The following is an 18,511-nucleotide window of genomic DNA, read 5'->3' as shown; positions in this document are numbered from 1 at the left end:
CCGGGTGATGTCCTCTCCGGCCCGCCCGACCAACGTGCGCCAGGCGGCTGCGGCCCTTGCTCGTCCCTCACGCCGGAGGTCGACGGCAGGTGGGCGAGGCGGAACACTGAACCGGTGGGCGGAGTCGACAACGAGGTGTCGGGCGCGGTCACCGGACCAGTCGTCCAGGCAGGCGTGATCAACGGTGACGTGCACCTTCACCGAGCTACTCCGCTTCGGCGCCCCATGGCCGTGCTGCCCTCGCCCGCGACGTTCGTCGGCCGTGAGGAGGAGTTGGACTTCCTGTCCACCCGGCTGGACCCCGCAGACTCGACAAGAGGGCCTGTCGTCATCTTGCTCACGGGCACCGCGGGAGTGGGAAAGACCGCGCTCGCCGTGTACTGGGCGCATCGGTCCCGCGACCGCTTTCCGGACGGACAACTACACGTCGACCTGCGCGGCTTCAACCACCGCGGCCCGATGGACCCCGCCGCGCTGCGCGGGTTCCTCCTTGCCCTGGACGTGCCGAAGGAGCGCATTCCCGACGACCTTGACACGCAGGTGGCCCTGTTCCGCAGGCTGGTGGCGGACCGGCGGATGCTCCTCGTGCTGGACAACGCGCGCGACACCGATCAGGTGCGGCCACTGCTGCCGGACAGTCCCGGTTGCGCGGTGCTGGTGACCAGCAGACGCAGACTGGACAGCCTGGTGGCACGCGAGCAGGCGGCCCAACTGAACGTGGCTCTGCCGTCGGCGGGGCAGGCACGCGAGATCCTGTTGACCCGACTGGGCCCTCGCGAGGTCAGCCGCGACGACCCCGCGGTGGACGAATTGGTCCGGCGATGCGCGCGACTGCCGATCGCATTGGCCGTCGCGGCGGCCCAGGCCACCGTCCGGCCGTCCGCACGATTGGACGACCTGGTCACCGAGCTGGCCGAGCTGTCCATCGCGGATAGTGCGGACACCGATGTCCCGACCGTGTTCGCCCTGTCCTACCACGCGCTAACCGAGCGCGCGGCGCGCCTGTTCCGGCTGTCGGGACTGCACCCCGGACCTGATTTCGGGACGGAGGCCGCCGCGAGCCTGACCGGGCTGCCGTCTGCCCGGACCCGGCCGCTGTTGCAACAGCTGGCAGCGGCCTCGCTGGTGGAGGAGCTGCCCGGCGGCCGCTATCGATTCCACCACGACCTCCTGCGCGACTACGCGGTCGAACTCGCCGCGAGGGAGCCGGAACGGCGGTCGGCCGAGCTGCGGGTGTTCGACTGCTACCTGCACACCGCGATCGCCGCGGACCGGTTGCTGTACCCGCACCGCGAATCGATCCCGGTGCAACCGCGCCGGGAAGGGGTGGCCCTCGCTACGGTGCGCGACCACGACGCGGCCTGGGCGTGGTTCACCGTCGAGCGCACGAATCTGCTGGCCGCGCTCGGCCAGGCCGTCCGCATCGGTGCAGACGACCACGTGTGGCGCCTGTCGTGGGCGCTCTCGTCCTATATGGGGCGTGCTGGCAGCCGGCACGACTGGAGGGCGAGCCTGGACGCGGGTCTCGCCGCGCCGCGCCGCATCGGTGACCGTCGCGCCGAGTCGACTGTGCTGCGCGTACTCGGACGCGTGCACACGCTCAGCGGCAACTACCCACTGGCCACAGCCGTGCTGCAGGAGGCGCTGCGCGTCTCCGCTCAACTGCCGGACATCGTCGGGCAGGCGCACGCACACCATGCGATCAGCCTGATCCACGAGCGGGACGGCAATCTGGATGACGCCCGATTCCACGCCGAGCGCGCTGTCGCGCTCGCGGAGTCGGCCAGCCACGAGGCCAGAGCGGCACGCGCGCTCAACCAATTGGGCAGGGTGCTGTCCGTGCTGGGTGACCACGCTGCGGCACTGAAGTGCTGCACACAGGCGGTGGAAGTGCTGGCCCGTCTCGGCGATCGCGCCAGTCTGGCCGACGCGGCCGAAAGCCTGGAGCGCGTCCACCATGGCCTGGGTGATCTGGTCGCCGCGATCCGCCAGTACCGGCGCGCCCTGCAGATCTACCGGGATTTCGGGGACCTGTGGTCGCAGGCCGAGGTCCTGCGCCGGGTGGCCAACGCATACCTGGGACTGGGTCGCGACAGCCACGCAGCCAGGGCGCTCGCGGTCACGCTGGACCTGTGCACCGAGATCGACCACCCCGAAACCGAAGAAGTACACACGCTGCTCACAGCGACATCCGCCCGAATACCCGCAGGAGAGCGCAACGCGGACACCCACCCGGCGTAGGTATCCACTCGGCGTCGAGGAGTCGACAAGGCAGAGCCCCGCAAGGCAGAGGGCGCATCCGTTGTCTCCAGCCGAGCGAGAAGCACTGCGGTTGCGGGTAGTGGCACTGGGCCCAGGCGGCGTCAGAAGGCGGCGGTCTATGCCCCGACGACTGTTGATAAAGCCGAAATCCCGCAGGTACGTGCTTTGTGGTGCCTGGTGTGGACGGCGGCCGCGACACCCGAAGGCTGTGTGCTCGTCCGGTGACGCGCCGTGATTCGACACGTGCATTTTCCCGTGTTATGCTTGCACTACACCGCGACTGCGCTAAGGTCGCCGCATGTCTCTCCGCGCGATTAGCGCGGGAGATCTCCCGCTCCGGAGTGGTCGACAAACCCTCTCGGACATATAATTTGCCCCACGATGTAATTCCAGGTCGCCTGGAATTACATCGTGGGGCTTTGTGTTTCCCGACGCCGCCCCGAGCCTACCTGGTGGTCGCTGCTCGTGGGGTGTCTGCCGCCGTGAGGGCAGGAGCAGTGGGCGGCGTCCGGCTCGTCGCACCAAGACCTGTCGACTGCGGTCGTGATGGAGTTCGCCCGGCGATGGGTGTTCAGCTCGCCCGGCCGGGGATGCGTCCCGCGAACGGGTGGCGCCGAGGGCGACGTGGAACCCGGTCTGCCGGTGCCGCCGCTGTGGCGTTGAAGGGCGCTTGGGACGGGCTGGCGGCCGGAGAGGCTGGCGCGCGGGGCGGGTTCCCCGAGCCGGTGCGTCGACCTGGCCCGCGGGCGCGTCGGGCTGGTCGGCCTCCGAGGCCGTCGCGTAGCCCAAGGCCAGCAGCAGCTGTCCGCCCGCCTTTCCACGGTCTTCGTTCCCAGGCAGGTCGTGGACAGGCCACGGTGTGGGGCGTCTGCGACGCGCTCAAGGTCCCGGTCATCACGGTCACTTCGGCCGCGCCGGGCATGGACGCCGAGGCGTTCGTGCAGGGCCGGTTCGCGCTGGCGGGCGACCCGTTGCGGCTGCAGACCAACGACGTGTTCGCCAAGCTGGTCGACCTCGGTCAGAAGGTGACCGTGGAGATCGGGCCGAACGACCTGGGCACGTTCAGCACCCGGCTGCGGTCCGAGCCGGAACCGACCGGCGCGATCCTCGCGGGCGGCTCGTTCGAGCTCCAGCAGACCGAGGCGTTGCCGATCAAGGAGTTCGAGCAGGACATCGTCGCGTGCATCGGGATCCCGCTGCTCACCCTGCACGTGGACGACGGGCACGTGCAGGCGCCCGACGTGCGGATCGACGGCGTGTACGTCGCGGTCGAGGGCGTGAAGGACATGACCATCAGGCCGGGGCTCGGCTACATCGCCTTTGGCGTGGAGGGCGAGTACGACCGGTTCAGCATGGTCGCGCCGAGCGTCCGGGCGCAGCTGGACATCAAGCTGAGCATGCGGGTCGAGAAGTTCGACCAGCCGCTGTTCCCGCTCTACGAGTTCGATTTCCAGCTCGACCCCGCGGACGCGCACACCGGCCTGCGGTTCCACGTGTTCGACATGAAGAAGCGGGCCAACGCCACGTTCCTGGTGCAGATCGACGACACCCCGGTGGCCGTGTACGCGGACGAGTCGAGCCCTGGCAAGCTCGGCTACCAGATTCCGGGCGACCCCGGCATCTCCGGGATCACCATCCTGCCGCCGTCCGACCTGGGCGACCCGGCGACCCGGAAGTTCGTGTTCACCTTCATGGATCCCGGAAAGGTGGTGAACGGCCAGATGCAGTACCTGAACGGTGAAGCCGCGCAACTGCTGGACATCGCGGTGTCCCGTGCCTTCAGCCCGTTCCCTCCCGAGGGGGAAACCGGCGGCGGTCCTTGCTGAGTCGAGTCCGGGTGGCGGCACTGGTGTTCGCACTGGTGCCGCCGGCCGTCGTCACCACCGGATGTGGTCTGGGCTGCGGCTACGCGTTGGCGGTCGAGCCGGTCACGGTCGAAGGACACGGCGCTCCCCGCGTCGACCTGGAACTGACCGCCCGGCTGACCGACGACGGCAAGCCCGTTCCGGGGGTGAACGTCGAGTTCGCCGCCCTCGGCGCCAACGGCGTCGTGCTCGGTTACGTCACCACGGACGCCGACGGCGTCGCCCGCCTGGTCAAGGACGACGGTGCCGGGCCCGAGTCGATCGACGGCCACAACGCGGACAAGTGGACGGAGTACCAGGCCAAGGTGTTCCCGTTCCAGACCGGGGAAGGCGCCGGTGACGCCGTGTGCGCCGAACCCGCGACCGCGCCGTTCCGCTTCAAGCCCTGAGTCACCCGCGTTGCCGTCACCAGGTCGGCATCGACCCCGACCACGTCGGCGCCGTGCTGGACCTGGCCGCCAACGGCCTGGTCAACAGCGCGTGGCGCAACAGCCCCGTGGAAGGCTGGCACGCCGGAGACGGCCCGCTGAGCGACGGCGACATGCTGCGGATCAACACCCACACCACCCACCGGGTCCGCGACACGGTCCGACGCCGGCGCACCAACTGCGGCATCGACGCCCACTCCCCCGTCACCGAGTTGGACCGCCTCGACATCGAGGCCGTCGACCGGCTCATGGGCAGACTCTGCCACTGGCTCATCGACCCGGACCGCAGGCTGCCCACCGGGACCACACTGGCCGACATCGCCCGCGACAACCTCGACGAGCTCACCGACCACGTCGCCGGAACACTCGGCACCGTCGCCATCCAGGCCGAGGAACACAGCACCCACCACGCCTTCCAGCGCGCCGCCGCACACGGCGGACTCGCCTGCCGACACTGGAGGGGCACACCCACCTGGCCCAGGCTGGTCGACCGCTTCCTCACCGCACTCTACGACCCGACCAATCCCCACTGGGGATCCGACGGCGAGCGGTTCTCCCGACTACCCCCACGACCCACCCGGATCAAGGACAACAGCCAGCTGCGAAAACTGCTGCTGCGACACCCCCGGAAACTGGACACCGCATCGGCGGACTACCTCGTCACCGCCGGCATCGGCTACCTGCGCGACCCCATACCACCAACTGCCCACCCCGACCACGCCAGGCGAGCACTGAGCTCCGACCAACAGGCCCCGATCCCCGGTCGGCGGACCGCCGATCCGGCTCGACCCGCCCGCCCCCGACACCCACCCCAGCCGCTGCCCGACCACCCGGCCGCGCTGGCCTGGCTGGACGCCCACCACCCGCACCTGCCGGCCGCCCAGCACCGCCACCAGGTCGTGTCTCACCTGGCCTGGACCCTGACCACCTTCCACCGGCGGCGGGGGCACCGCCACGACGAGCTCGTCGTGTGGCAGGCCGCCGCCGACGCCGCCACCCACCTGCCCGATCCCGCCGCCCGCGTCCTCGCCCACCGGCGCCTCGGCCGCGCCCACGCCGAGTTGGGGCGGCACGAACAAGCCGTCGACCACCTGCACCGAGCCCTCACCCTGGCCCAACACCACCACGACCTCGCCCAGCAGGGCCACGCCCACCACGCCTCGCACGAATCTGGGAGCTCCGGGGGGACCACCGGCGATCCCTGGAGCACGACCTCCAGGCCCTGGACCTCGTCCGCTCCCTCGACCAGCCGGTGCTGGAAGCCGAGGTGCGCAGCACAGTGGGCTGGCACGCGGCCCAACTGGGCGACTACGACACCGCCCACCACCACTGCACGCAAGCCCTCGCCCTGCAACGGCGCCACCACGACCGCGACGGCGAGGCGCACACCCTGGACAGCCTGGGCTACATCGACCACCACACCGGCAATCACCACCAGGCCATCCGCCACTACCGACAGGCCCTCACCCTGCTCCGCAGCCTCGGTCACACCACCGAGACCGCCAACACCCTCGACGTGCTCGGCCACCCCCACGCCGCCCTCGGCCACCACGCACAGGCCCGCGCGGTCTGGCAGGAGGCCCTGGAGCTGTACCGGGACCAAGGCCGCGACACCGACGCCGAACGCGTGCGACGACATCTCGACGACACCCGACGACAGCCCTTCCAGCGCCCAGGCACTCTCCCGGCGGGCCTGTCCTCAAAGCCAGATGAGCTGGGTGGCCAAGCGGTCCAGAGCCGGCGACGGGTTACGCCGACCTCATGTCGACGTGCGGCCGTCAGGGCAGCGTGAGTCGGTGCACGCGCTCGCCGGTGGTCAGCAGCAGCGCCCGTTCGGCCGGTCGGTAGACCGCGGACCACTGGGTATGTGGTTGTGCGACTTCGGCGAGCAGTGCGAGGGCGTCGTCGGGTGACAGCTTGCCGCCGTCACGGGTCAGGCGTGACGACGCGGTGCGGTAGCAGGTGTGGTTCGAGCGGGACTGCTCGTCCACCTTGGCGAGTGGGAAGTTCTCCATGGCCTGCCAAGGGGCGCCGGCCGGTTCGGGGTCACGCGCAGCCCGCCGTTCAGGAACTCGACCACGGCGGACGCGCCGGTCGCGTCCGCTACGAGGTAGTGCAGGCCGGGCCCGCCGTCGAAGTCGATGTTGTGGCCGTCCAGCAACGCCACCGCTTCGTCCACGGTCCGCGCCCGGTCCAGGACCAGGCGCATGACGCCGACGCTCCCGACGGCCGGTCGGCCGGGGCGCAACTCCCCTCGCGCGTGGTCCAGCGCGGCCATCCCGATCACCAGGCCGTGTTCGTTCATCCCGTCGAACGGCAGCGTGACCGCCTTCGTCAACGTCGCTCCGGCGGCCGGGACGTCGGCGGTCACCCCGAGGTAGGACAGGTCGGCCGGGGAGACCGAGCGGTAGGCGTCGGACGGGTTCGCGTGCAGCACGAGTGCCGGGCTGTGGTCCCAGTCGAAGTTCCGGCCCACCAGCGGGGAGCCGGGCGTGCCCGCCGCGACGAACAGCGTGCAGCCGAACGGCACGCGGTCGGCCGGCCCAGGTCGGTCGGCCACCGAGCCGTCGATGCGCGGCGCCGGTCCGTAGTAGGTCATCGAGTACAGCGGGTGGTCGTCCAGCTTGCGCAGGGTCGCGAGACTGCGGGCCGTCTCGGCTTCCGTCGGCGTCACGACGAGCGCCCGCGCCGTCGTCTCCACCATCTCGGGTGGCGTCGGCGTCGTCGCGACAGGCGGTAACCGCTGCTCGGGCCACGGAGGGGCGCTGCCGGTCAGCACCGCCATGGACACCAGCAGCACAGCGATCACGCGGGTCGCCATCGACTCCCAGGGTTCCCGAACCACCGCGCCCGATCAATACCTTTTCCGGTGCACGGCTGGTCTGTTCGGGGTTACCCTCGGGCGCGGCTTCGGCCGTCACACGCGCAAAGCAAGGGGGGGAGCGTGCGCGATTCTTCGGCATTGCCTGTCCACGTGCTCGTCGCCGAACGGGCGGCCACCTCACCGGACGCCATCGCCGCCGCTGATGGGCGTCGGAGCCTGACCTACCGAGAACTCGTCCTCGCCGCCGGGCGGCTCACGCTGCGGTTGCGCGACGAAGGCGTGCGGGCCGGGAGCACGGTCGGCGTGGTGCTGGCCCGCGGTGTCGACCTGGTCGTCGCCCAGCTCGCGATCCTGGGTGCGGGCGCCACCATCGTGCCGCTCGATCCGGTGAACCCGCCCGCCCGGCTCGCCCGGATGCTGGCCCAGGCCGAGCCCGCGGTCGTCGTCTCCAGCCCCGACCAGCGCGACCGGCTGCCCGCGGACGCCCTCACGCTCGACTGGCCGCACCTGCTCACCCCCGGTGACGAGGTGGTCGCGCCCGAGCCCGTGCACCCCGACCAGCTCGCGTACGTGACTTACACGTCCGGATCGACGGGAACACCCAAAGGGGTGATGAGCACTCACCGGTCGCTGTCCAACACGGTCGACTGGTCGCGGCGGCTGTTGGCGCTGACCCCCGCAGATCGGGTCGGGATGACGGCCTCCCCCGGTTTCGACGTCAGCGTGCTGGACACGTTCTCCGCGTTGGTCTCCGGCGCGAGCGTGCACGCCCCGGACGGCGAGCTGCTGTCCTCGCCCGCCGACCTGCGCCAGTGGCTGCTCGCCGAACGGATCACGGTGAGCTTCCTGCCGACGCCCGTCGGCGAGGCCGCGCTCGACATGCGGTGGCCGGAGGACTGCCCGCTGCGCCTGCTGCACATCGGGGGCGCCGCGCTGCACCGTTACCCGGGCCGCGGGCTGCCGTTCGACGTGCTGAACCTCTACGGCCTGACCGAGGTCGGCGTCTGGAGCACGTACGCCCGCCTCGAACCCGGCCTCGACGGCGTGCCCCCGATCGGACGCGCGGTCGACGGCGCCGAGGTGCTGGTGCTGGACGACCAGCTCCGGTCCGCTCCGGTCGGCGAGGTCTACCTCGGCGGGGTCGGGACGGCCAGGGGTTACCTGGGCAGTCCCGGGCTCACCGCAGACCGCTTCGTCCCGCACCCGTGGGCGCCGGGCGAGCGCCTGTACCGGACCGGTGACCGCGCCCGCGTGCGGCCCGACGGCGAGCTGGACTTCATCGGCCGCACCGACCACCAGGTGCAGGGCAGCGGCGGGGTCCGCATCGAACTCGGCGAGATCGAGGCCGCGCTGGTCGCGCACCCCGAGGTCGGCCAGGCGGTCGTGACCATGGTCGACGGCAGGCTCGTCGCCTACGTGACCGGCGGCCCGGACGCGGTCGCGCTGCGCGCCCACCTGGCCGAGCGGTTACCGCGGTACATGCTCCCGGACGACTACCTGGCGCTGGACCGCTTCCCGCTCACCGCCACCGGCAAGATCGACCGGAACACGTTGCCCGAGATCACCGGACGCGGCGGTGGCGCGCCGTACGAGCCGCCCGACACCCCGTTGCAGCGGGAGCTGGTCGGGATCTGGCAGACCGTGCTGGGCCTCGACCGGGTGGGCATCCACGACAGCTTCTTCGACATCGGCGGCAACTCGATGTCCCTGGTGCAGATCTACGGCCACCTGACGCGGATCGCCTCACGCGAGGTGTCGCTGGTCGAGCTGTACGAGTTCCCCACCATCGCCGCGTTCTCCCGGCACCTGGAAAGCCAGCCGGCGAACGGTCAGCCGGACACCGTCGTGGAGACGCCCGTGCGGCGTGACCGGGCCCGGTTGGCGAGGCAGCGTCGCGGCAGGGTGACCGCCGGCGGAGCCGACAACCGGACGGCCGCCGGCGGAGCCGACGATCGGATCGCCGTCGACGGAGCCGACAACCAGACCGAGGAGGGCGCTTCCGGTGACTGAGACCCACATCGCGGTGGTCGGCATGGCCGGCCGGTTCGCGGGCGCGCCCGACCTGGACGCCTACTGGCGGACCATCGCGACCGGCGCGACCGCCGTGCGCGAGCTGACCACCGAGGAGTTGCTGGCGGCGGGCGAGGACCCGCGGCAGCTCTCCGATCCGGCGTACGTGCGCCAGTACGGCAAGCTCGACCGGCCGGAGTGGTTCGACGCGGAGTTCTTCGGCTACGCGCCGGTCGACGCGATGCTGAGCGACCCGCAGCACCGGATCTTCCTGGAAACGTGCTGGCAGGCGATGGAGCACGCGGGCTACCCGCCGTCGGCGACCGACGCGGTGGTCGGCGTCTACGGCGGCTGCGGGCAGTCGCGGTACTGGTCGCTGGTCGGCAGGCACCGCGACCGGTTCCCGGGGCTGGACGACGTCCGGCTGGCGATGGTCGCGGGCGCCGACCATCTGTGCCTGAGGGTGTCGCACAAGCTGGGGTTGACCGGGCCGAGCATGACAGTGCTGTCCACGTGCTCGACCGCGTTGGTCGCGGTGCACCAGGCGTGTCAGGCGCTGCTGTTCGGCGACTGCGACATGGCGTTGGCGGGCGGTGTGTCGGTGCGGGTTCCGGCACGGGGCGCGGTGGCCAGGGCGGGCAGCGTGCTGTCGCCGGACGGGGTGTGCCGGGCGTTCGACGCCAAGGCCAACGGCACGGTGTTCGGTGACGGCGCGGGTGTCGTCGTGCTCAAGCGGTACGCCGACGCGGTGGACGACGGCGACCACGTCCACGCCGTCATCCGGGGTTCGGCGGTGAACAACGACGGCCGCGACCGGGTCGGGTACGGCGCGCCCGGCGTGTCCGGGCAGACCAAGGTGATCAGGTCCGCGCTGGCGGCGGCCGAGGTGGCGCCGGAGACCATCGACTACGTCGAGTCGCACGGCACCGGAACCCAGGTCGGCGACCCCATCGAGGTGGCCGCGCTGACCAAGGCGTTCGGCGGCGGCGCTCCCGGTTCCACCGTCCTCGGCACGGTGAAGCCGAACATCGGCCACACGGACGCCGCCGCGGGTATCGCCGGGCTGCTGAAGGTGATCCTCGCGCTGCGGCACCGGGTGCTGCCGCCGAGCATCAACTTCGAGCAGCCCAACCCGGTGATCGACTTCTCGGCGGGACCGTTCACGGTGCGCACCGAGGCCACGCCGTGGCCGGATCGCGGGCGTCCCCGGAGGGCCGGGGTCAGCTCGTTCGGGATCGGCGCCACCAACGCGCACGTCGTGGTGGAGGAGCCGCCGCGACCGTTGCCCGCCGGACCACCGCGGGCGCACCGGTTGCTGGTCCTGTCGGCGACGACGGTGCCCGCGTTGCGGGAGATGAAGGCCGATCTCGCCGCACACCTGGCCGCGCATCCCGAGCAGTCGCTGGACGACGTGGCGTACACGCTCCAGGTCGGCCGGGTCGGCTTCCCGCACCGCTGGTACGCGGTGGTGACGGACCACGCGGACGCGATCCGTGCGTTGGCTGAGCAGGATGCCGGGCGGGAGCCCGCGGCCGGAGGCCTGGCCGAAGAGCTGGACCAGCTTGGCAGGCGGTGGTCGGCGGGCGAGGCCGTCCGGCCCGTCGAACGCCGGCGCCGGGTCCCGCTGCCGACCTACCCGTTCCAGCGGCAGCGGCACATCGTCGAGTCGGTGGAGCCTGCCGGACCGGCCGTGCCGCCACCCGCCGTCCAGCTTGCCGCACCGGCCGCACCGGCCAAGGATTCCTGGCAGGCGGCCGAGATCGTGGAGACCGTCGCCCTGCTGTTCGCCGAAGTGCTGCAACAGCCCCGGGTGGACGAGGATGACGACTTCTTCGGGCTGGGCGGCGACTCGTTGATCGCCGTCGCCCTGATCGCGCGCATCGACGAGACGTTCGACGTCGCGCTCACGCCGGAAATGGTCTTCGCCGACCCGACGCCCGGGGGCGTCGGCACCGCGATCGGCGAACTGCTCCAGGGGGAACAATGACGGGTTCGACGGGCGCTCCACTTTCCTTTCCCCAGCAACGGCTGTGGTTCCTCGACCAGCTCCTGCCCGGCAACACGGCCTACAACATCAGTTGGGCGGTGCGGCTGAGCGGCCCGCTGGACCTCGACGCGCTGACGTGGAGCCTGCGGCGGATCGTGGAACGGCACGAGGTGCTGCGCACGTGCTTCCCCGCGCCCGAAGGCGAGCCGACACAGGTGGTGACGCCCGCCGGGGACGTCTCGTTACCGTTGACGGATCTCGGCGCGCTGCCGTCGGAGGAACGCGAAGCGGCGGCCCGCACGCGGATCGGCGAGGAGATCGCCACCCCGTTCGAGCTGACCGAGGCGCCGCCGCTGCGGATGCGGCTGTTCAAGCTGGCCGAGGACGACCACGTGCTCGCGGTGGTCGTGCACCACATCCTGGTCGACGGGTGGTCCACCGGCCTGTTCTTCGGCGAGCTGGCCAGGCTGTACTCCGCGCGGGTCGACGGCAGGCCGGACCCGTTGGCGCCGCTGCCGTTGCAGTACCGCGATTTCGCACGCCGGCAACGTGAGGAGCTGACCGGCGCGCACCTGGCGAAGACGCTCGACTGGTGGCGTGAGCACCTGACGGGCGCGCCGTCGTTGCTGGATCTGCCGACCGACCGGCCACGGCCGACGGTGCAGACGTTCAGCGGCGCGACGCACCAGATCCCGCTGCCCGGCGACCTGTGGCGCGCGGTGGTCGACTGCGGTCGCGCGCACAAGGCCACGCCGTTCATGGTGCTGCACACCGGGTTGGCCGGTCTGCTGAGCAGGCTCACCGGCGCGACCGACCTGGTGATCGGCAGCCCGGTCGCGGGGCGCGCCCGGTCCGAGCACGAACCGCTGATCGGCATGTTCACCAACACCCTGCCGCTGCGCGTCCAGGTCGGCGGCGACCCGACCGTCTCGGACCTGCTCGGCCAGGCCAGGGCCACCGCGCTCGGCGCGTTCGCGCACGCCGACCTGCCGTTCGAGAAGCTGGTCGAGGAGTTGCAGCCGGAGCGGGTGATGAGCCACAACCCGCTGGTCCAGGTGATGCTCACGCTCCAGAACACCCAGCAGTCGCGGTCGAGTACCGCACCGGCGGGGACGCTGGGCATGGAGCACTTCCCGATGGGCCTCGACGCGGCGTTCGTGGACCTGTGGCTGGAGATCCGGCCACCGTCCACACCGGACGCCGACGACGCGATCGTCCGGTTCGTCTACAAGTCCGACCTGTTCACGCCGGACGCCGTCGCCCGCCTGGCCGGGCACTTCCGGACCCTGCTGGGTGATCTGACCGCGCGGCCGTCGGCGCGGCTGTCCGAGCTGACCCTGCTCGACGCCGCCGAACGCGCACAGGTGCTGGACGTCTTCGGCGCCCAGCCGCTCGACCCGGACGTCCACGACACCCTGCCGGGTTTGTTCGAACGGCAGGCCGAGCTGACGCCGGACGCCATCGCGGTGAACCGCGGGTCGAAACGGCTCACCTACGCCGAACTCAACCGGCGGGCGAACCGGCTGGCGCACCGGCTTCGGGAGCTGGGTGTCGGGTCGGAGACGCTGGTGGCGATCTGCGCCGCGCGGGACGTGGAGATGGTCGTCTCGACGCTCGCCGTGCTCAAGGCCGGTGGCGCGTACGTGCCGCTCGACCCCACGAACCCGGCCGAACGGCTGAAGTACGTCCTCGGCGACACCGGCGCGCGCCTGCTGCTCACCCAGGAGCACCTGCGCGACCGGTTCCCGGGCTACGAAGGCCGGATCGTCCTGCTGGACGGCCCGGTCGACCCCGACGACCCGGTCGACGACCTGGCCGGGCCGGACCACAACCCGCCGTCGGTGACGAAGGCCGACCACCTCGCGTACGTCATCTACACGTCGGGCTCCACCGGCAGGCCCAAGGGCGTGATGATCGAGCACCGGCAGGTCGTCCGGCTGATGACCGCGGCGGACGAGCACTTCGACTTCGACGGGACCGACGTGTGGGCGCTGCTGCACTCGCACGCGTTCGACCTGTCGGTCTGGGAGATGTGGGGCGCGTTCACCAAGGGCGGCCGGGTGGCGATCGTGCCCGCCGACGCGGTCCGCGACCACGAGGCGCTGGTCGACCTGCTGCGTGCCGAGCGCGTCACGGTGCTCACCCAGACGCCGCCCGCGTTCCGGGCGCTGCGCACGACGTTGACCGCGATCGGCCGCTCGTTCCGCGACCTGGACATGCGGACGATCGTGTTCGGCGGCGACGCGCTGCACGTGCGGGAGTTGGAGCAGTGGTTCACCGAGCACGGCGACGCCAAGCCCGCGCTGGTGAACATGTACGGGATCACCGAGACCACCGTGCACACCACGTACAAGCGGGTGCTCCTGGAGGACCTGGCCGCCACGCCGTCCTCGCCGATCGGCCGGGCGTTGCCCGATCTGAGGCTGTACGTGCTCGACGAGCGGCTGGAGCCGGTGCCGATCGGCGTGCCGGGTGAGCTGTTCGTCGCGGGTCACGGGCTCGCGCGCGGTTATCTGAACCGGCCGGGGTTGACGGCGCAGCGGTTCATGCCCGAGCCGTTCAGCGGCACGCCGGGCGCGCGCATGTACCGCACCGGCGACCAGGTCCGGTGGCTGCCCGACGGCACGTTGGAGTTCCTGGGCCGCACCGACCGCCAGGTGAAGGTGCGCGGCTACCGCATCGAGCCGGGCGAGATCGAGGCGGCGATGCTCGAACACCCGATGGTCGGCGAGGCGGTCGTGCTGCCCCGCACCGACCAGGAGGGCAACGTCGACCTGGTCGGCTACCTGTCCGTCGAACCGGGCAGCGACCTGGTCGACCGGTCCAGCACCGACGCCGTCGAGGGCTGGAGCGAGGTGTTCGACCTGGCGTTCGGCGAGGAGTCCGATCCCTTCGCCAGCTGGGACTCCAGCTACACCGGCGAGCCGATCCCGCGTGAGGCGATGGCCGAGTGGCTCGATCACGCGGTGGCGCAGATCGCCGAGTCCGGACCGCGCCGGATCCTCGACGTCGGCTGCGGCACGGGGTTGTTCCTGCGGAAGCTGGCGCCGGGTTGTGAGCGGTACGTGGGCACCGACGTGTCCGGCGCGGCGCTCGCGGCGGCCCGGAAGCAGGCCGAGCTGGCCGGGCTCGGGCCGGACCGGGTGGAGCTGCGCAGGCAGTCCGCCGACGACCTGACCGGGCTGGCCGGCGAGCGGTTCGACACGATCCTGCTCGACTCGATCGTCCAGTACTTCCCGTCGGTGGACTACCTGGTCAAGGTGCTCGAAGGACTGATCGGCCTGGTGGAGCCCGGCGGGCGGGTGTTCGTCGGCGACGTCCGCCACCTGGGGCTCCTGGAGGCGTTCCACACGTCGGTCGAGCGGTATCGCAGTGACGACGGCGAGTCCACGGCCGCGCTCCGCGCCAGGGTGGCGCAGCGGGTGGGCGGCGAGAACGAGCTGCTGGTCGACCCCGGGCTGTTCCGCAGGCTTCCGGGCGTCACCTCGGTCGACGTCCGCATCAAGCGCGGGTCGCACGACACGGAGTTGGAGCGGTTCCGCTACGACGTGGTGCTGCGGGTCGGTGACGACGCAGCCGAAGAAAAGGGCGCAGAACCCCGTGAGGTCCCGTCGCGGACGTGGCCGGGGACGGTGGAGGCGTTCCGTCGTTGGCTCGCCGACGAACGACCGGAAATCGCCACCGTGCGCGACATCCCCAACGCCCGCGTCGCGGACGACCTGCGTGCGGCGGCCGTGCTCGCCGATCCGGGCGCGGCGCCCGCCACGGTCGGTGACCTGGCCAAGGTGCTCGTCCCGCACGGGGTCGACCCCGAAGAGCCGGCCGCGGTGGCGGAAGAGCTGGGCTACCGGGTCGGGTTGCGGTTCTCCGAGACCGGTGGCCCGGGGCTGTTCGACATCACGGTCGGCGCCGGGGAGCTGCCCGCCGAGCCGCCGGTGTCGGAGGAGCGGGTCGACTGGTCGCGTTACGCCAACTTCTGCCTGCGGGACCGGTGGGAGGCGGAGGTCGTGCCGGCGTTGCAGGCGCACCTGGCCGAACGGCTGCCCAGCCACATGGTGCCCGCGCGGTTCGTCGTGCTCGACCGGTTGCCGTTGAACCGCAGCGGGAAGGTCGACCACGGCGTGCTGCCGCCGCCGACCTCGGCGCGGGCCGACGACGCCTCGTTCGTCGCCCCGAGGGACGAGACCGAGCGGCTGCTGGCGAGCATCTGGGCCGAGGTGCTGGGGCTGGAACGGGTCGGTGTCACGGACGACTTCTTCGGGTTGGGCGGTGACTCGCTGCGCAGCGTGCAGGTGGTGGGTCGGGCGCGGGCCGAAGGGCTGGAGCTGACCGCGCGTGGGCTGTTCGAGCACCCGACGATCGCCGAGCTGGCGACCGTCGCGCAACGGACCGAGTCGGTGCCGACGAGGGTGCCGCTGACGACCGCCCAGCGACTGCTCCGAGGCGGGGTGTGGGCGACGCTGCTGGAGTCGACGGTTCGGCTGGACCCCGAGCTGCTCGACGCCGCGCTGGCCTTCGTCGCACGCCGTCACGACGCGTTGCGGCTCACCCTGGTCTCCGGTGAGTGGTCGGTCGAGCCGGGTGAACCGCGGGTGCGCTGGCTGCCGCGCTCCGATTCGCTGCTGGACGACGCGGTGGCGGATTTCGACCCCGCCACGGCGGTCGTCCGCGTCGTCGGCACGGACCCGGATTCCGCCACACCCCAACGGCTCGCGCTCGTGGTGAACCGCTTGGCGTTGGACGAGCGGGGTGTGCGGATTCTGCTCGCCGAGCTGGGCCTGGCCTACCGGCAGCTCGCCGCGGGTGCCGCGATCCGGCTGCCCGACCGGCCGGTCAGCTTCACCGCGTGGGCCGGTCGGCAACCGTCCCACGCGGTCGAACCATCACCGATCACCGAGTCGACCCAGGTCGTCGAGCTGGAGCCGACCGCGGAGCAGGTTGCCGCGCTGACCGGCCCCCTGGCAACGGCGTACCGGATGTCGCCTGCGGAGGCCCTGCTGGCCGCCGTGACGCTGGGCGTGCGCTGGTCGCGGTCGGACGAGCTGTGGGTGCGTCGCCGGGACGTGGCGGCGGGTGTCGGGCGGTTCGACGTCGTCGTGTCGCTGCCCGCCGGGGGCGAGGTTTCCCCGTCCGGGGTGAAGGAGCAGCTCCGGGCGTCGTCGCCGTTGGCTGCGGCGACCGTGGTCGTGCACCTGGTGGACGTCGACGTCGCCGACCCCGAACCGTTGTTGCGCTGTGCGGACGGTGATCCGGTCGACCGGCTCGGCGTTGACGCCGACGTGGTGTTGCGCTGGGACGGCGTCCGCGCGCGGATCGTGCTCGCCGGGCCCGCCGCCGAGGCCATCGCCGACGACGTGGAGCTCACGCTGCGGCGACTCACCGAGCACGCCGTCCGCGAGGACATCGGCACGTGCACGCCGTCGGACTTCCCGTTGGCCGGGCTGGACCAGGAGACCCTGAGCCGGGTGTTCGGCAACGGCAGGCACATCGAGGACGTGTACCCGGTCGGTCCGCACCAGGACTGGATGCTGGCGTGCTACCGGGACCGGCGCGAGCCGAGCCTCTACGGCTTCGACCTGACGTGGGCGGGCGAGGACATCGACCCCGAGGCGTGGGCGGCGGCGTGGCGGGTGGTCGTCGCCAGGCAGCCCAACCTGCGGACCGGTGTCCTCACCGAGGGCGTGCCCCGGCCGTTGCAGGTGGTGCACCGGGACGTGCCGCTGCGGTTCGAGGTCGAGGACTGGCGGCACCTGGACCCGCAGGAGCAGGGCAGGCGCTGGCACGCCTACATGGACGGCCTCTACGCCCGCGGGTTCGACCTGGCCGAACCGGGCCACTCGCGGCACGCGCTGTTCCGGGTCGGTGAGCGGACGTACTGGTGGACGTGGTTCGTCAACTACCTGTTGTTCGACGGCGTCTCGTTCTACCGGGCGTTCCACGAGGCCGAGACCGTTTACCGGTCCATTGTGGATGGTCGTGCCGCCGACCTGCCGGAGGTGGTGCCGCCCGCCCGGTACATCGAGTGGTTCGAACAGCGGGACCTGGATCCGGCGTTGGCCTACTGGCGTGAGCGGTTGGCCGGTTTCACCACGGCGACTCCGCTCGTGCGGAAGCTGGACGCCGACCTGACCGCGCCTCGGCACCCGCAGCGGACCGGTCGTTCGACCATGTTGTCGCGGCGGTTGAGCACCGCGCTGCGGGTGACGGCACGGCGTCACCAGTTGACGCTGTTCTCGCTGGTGCAGGCCGCGTGGGCGTTGCTGCTGCACGACACGACCGGCGACACCGACGTGCTGTTCGGCAACGTGGTCGGTGGCCGGCCGGACGAGGTGCCCGGCGCGGAACAGGTGGTCGGCTACAGCAACCTGCACCTGCCCGCGCGGGTGGACGTCGACCCGGCCAAGCCGCTGCTCACGTGGTTGCGGGAACTCCAGGCCACGCAGGTCGACGACCGCGCGCACCAGTGGAGCCCGTTGCGCCGCATCAAGGGCGTCAGCGAGATCCCGACCAGGGCCGACCTCTACCAGTCGTGCCTGTTCTTCATGGACGGTCCGCTGCGCGCGGCGCCCCGTTCGGAGACGTGGCGGCGGATCATCGGCGGGGCGAACACCGAGCACGAGGTGCGGGTCGTGGTCGGGCCCGCGGAGACGATCTCGCTGAGCCTCGTCTACAACAAGGGGACGTTCTCGGACGACCGGATGGACCTGGTGCTGCGCAAGGTGTGCACGGCGCTGATCCGGATGTCGGCGTCTTTGGAGAATTCGGTGGCCGACCTGCTGGGCGCGCTGGCGAACCCGGACGACGTGGACATCATCGCCCGGGAGGACCAACTCCTGTTCAGCACGGCTCCGGTGCGGTCGGTGGCGGACCTGACGGCGGGCTGACGGCGGACTCGACCTCCGCTGAGCGATCGAGGGCCTTCTCTGCGCGGTCATGGGCACGTGGGCTCGAAGGGCAGGGTGGGGACGTGCTGTTCCCACTCCTGTTCCGAAAGGCCGCCTCCGGCGGCGGTGCACGCGCGGGCGACGAGTCGGTTCCGGACGTCGTCCAGGCCGGAGAGGTCCAGATCAGGACGGTGTTGTCGCCGCCGGCCGTGGCCAGGATCCGGCTGCCCGGCGACCACACCGCCGACCTG

General features: G+C 71.5%; 12 protein-coding genes. 7 read left to right on the top strand and 5 right to left on the bottom strand.

Annotated features, from left to right (window positions below; genetic code table 11):
• Nucleotides 1–114 precede the first annotated feature (114 nt).
• The 3 genes from AB0K14_RS26450 to AB0K14_RS26440 all read left to right on the top strand — a co-directional run bounded on the left by AB0K14_RS26450 (nucleotide 115) and on the right by AB0K14_RS26440 (nucleotide 4,516).
• Complete coding sequence (locus AB0K14_RS26450) at nucleotides 115–2,241, top strand: tetratricopeptide repeat protein (RefSeq protein ID WP_360455685.1); 2,127 nt, start codon at nucleotides 115–117, stop codon at nucleotides 2,239–2,241.
• 878 nt (nucleotides 2,242–3,119) lie between these two features.
• On the top strand, nucleotides 3,120–4,088 hold the full coding sequence (locus tag AB0K14_RS26445; protein WP_360455682.1) for a hypothetical protein: 969 nt from the start codon (nucleotides 3,120–3,122) through the stop codon (nucleotides 4,086–4,088).
• Between the two features lie 11 nt (nucleotides 4,089–4,099).
• A complete protein-coding gene (locus AB0K14_RS26440) occupies nucleotides 4,100–4,516 on the top strand; it encodes a hypothetical protein (protein WP_360455679.1) in 417 nt (138 codons plus the stop codon).
• A 16-nt stretch (nucleotides 4,517–4,532) separates the two neighbouring features.
• On the opposite strand, the gene AB0K14_RS26435 is transcribed toward AB0K14_RS26440, so the two are convergent.
• Together AB0K14_RS26435 and AB0K14_RS26430 are read right to left on the bottom strand one after the other, a co-directional pair.
• The gene (locus AB0K14_RS26435; RefSeq protein ID WP_364338998.1) at nucleotides 4,533–4,874 is read right to left on the bottom strand and encodes a hypothetical protein; all 342 of its coding nucleotides are present in this window, start codon (nucleotides 4,872–4,874) and stop codon (nucleotides 4,533–4,535) included.
• Between the two features lie 241 nt (nucleotides 4,875–5,115).
• The gene (locus AB0K14_RS26430) at nucleotides 5,116–5,721 is read right to left on the bottom strand and encodes a hypothetical protein (protein WP_360455673.1); all 606 of its coding nucleotides are present in this window, start codon (nucleotides 5,719–5,721) and stop codon (nucleotides 5,116–5,118) included.
• Between the two features lie 86 nt (nucleotides 5,722–5,807).
• Between AB0K14_RS26430 and AB0K14_RS26425 the strand changes: the two genes are divergently transcribed.
• Entirely contained in the window at nucleotides 5,808–6,347 is a 540-nt protein-coding gene (locus AB0K14_RS26425; RefSeq protein WP_360455671.1) for a tetratricopeptide repeat protein, read from the top strand.
• Here the strand turns inward: AB0K14_RS26425 and AB0K14_RS26420 are convergent.
• A complete protein-coding gene (locus AB0K14_RS26420) occupies nucleotides 6,334–6,546 on the bottom strand; it encodes a hypothetical protein (protein WP_360455668.1) in 213 nt (70 codons plus the stop codon). The two genes, AB0K14_RS26425 and AB0K14_RS26420, sit on opposite strands and share 14 nt — an antisense overlap.
• Nucleotides 6,489–7,376 (bottom strand): linear amide C-N hydrolase, encoded by an 888-nt coding sequence (locus tag AB0K14_RS26415; RefSeq protein ID WP_360455665.1) that lies wholly within the window; start codon nucleotides 7,374–7,376, stop codon nucleotides 6,489–6,491. The genes AB0K14_RS26420 and AB0K14_RS26415 overlap by 58 nt, the downstream gene beginning before the upstream one ends.
• A 123-nt stretch (nucleotides 7,377–7,499) precedes the next feature.
• Here AB0K14_RS26415 and AB0K14_RS26410 point away from each other — a divergent pair, with 123 nt between their 5' ends.
• The 3 genes from AB0K14_RS26410 to AB0K14_RS26400 are packed head-to-tail and all read left to right on the top strand — an operon-like array spanning nucleotide 7,500 to nucleotide 18,260.
• Nucleotides 7,500–9,389, top strand: a complete 1,890-nt coding sequence (locus AB0K14_RS26410; RefSeq protein ID WP_360455662.1) for a non-ribosomal peptide synthetase — start codon at nucleotides 7,500–7,502, stop codon at nucleotides 9,387–9,389.
• Entirely contained in the window at nucleotides 9,382–11,376 is a 1,995-nt protein-coding gene (locus AB0K14_RS26405) for a beta-ketoacyl synthase N-terminal-like domain-containing protein (protein ID WP_360455659.1), read from the top strand. Before AB0K14_RS26410 ends, AB0K14_RS26405 begins: the two co-directional genes overlap by 8 nt.
• Complete coding sequence (locus AB0K14_RS26400; protein ID WP_360455656.1) at nucleotides 11,373–18,260, top strand: amino acid adenylation domain-containing protein; 6,888 nt, start codon at nucleotides 11,373–11,375, stop codon at nucleotides 18,258–18,260. The genes AB0K14_RS26405 and AB0K14_RS26400 overlap by 4 nt, the downstream gene beginning before the upstream one ends.
• On the opposite strand, the gene AB0K14_RS26395 is transcribed toward AB0K14_RS26400, so the two are convergent.
• Nucleotides 18,214–18,501 (bottom strand): hypothetical protein, encoded by a 288-nt coding sequence (locus AB0K14_RS26395; protein ID WP_360455653.1) that lies wholly within the window; start codon nucleotides 18,499–18,501, stop codon nucleotides 18,214–18,216. The genes AB0K14_RS26400 and AB0K14_RS26395 overlap by 47 nt on opposite strands.
• Nucleotides 18,502–18,511 lie beyond the last annotated feature (10 nt).

It is taken from the genome of Actinosynnema sp. NPDC050801, assembly GCF_040673975.1.
GTDB lineage: Bacteria > Actinomycetota > Actinomycetes > Mycobacteriales > Pseudonocardiaceae > Actinosynnema.
This window is presented reverse-complemented; position numbering and strand designations above follow the sequence as displayed.

Bases quoted from the DNA above. Each gene is read 5' to 3' on its own strand.
- AB0K14_RS26435 (WP_364338998.1), bottom strand. From the start codon at position 4,874: ATGTCGGCCAGTGTGGTCCCGGTGGGCAGCCTGCGGTCCGGGTCGATG.
- AB0K14_RS26400 (WP_360455656.1), top strand. From the start codon at position 11,373: ATGACGGGTTCGACGGGCGCTCCACTTTCCTTTCCCCAGCAACGGCTG.
- AB0K14_RS26415 (WP_360455665.1), bottom strand. From the start codon at position 7,376: ATGGCGACCCGCGTGATCGCTGTGCTGCTGGTGTCCATGGCGGTGCTG.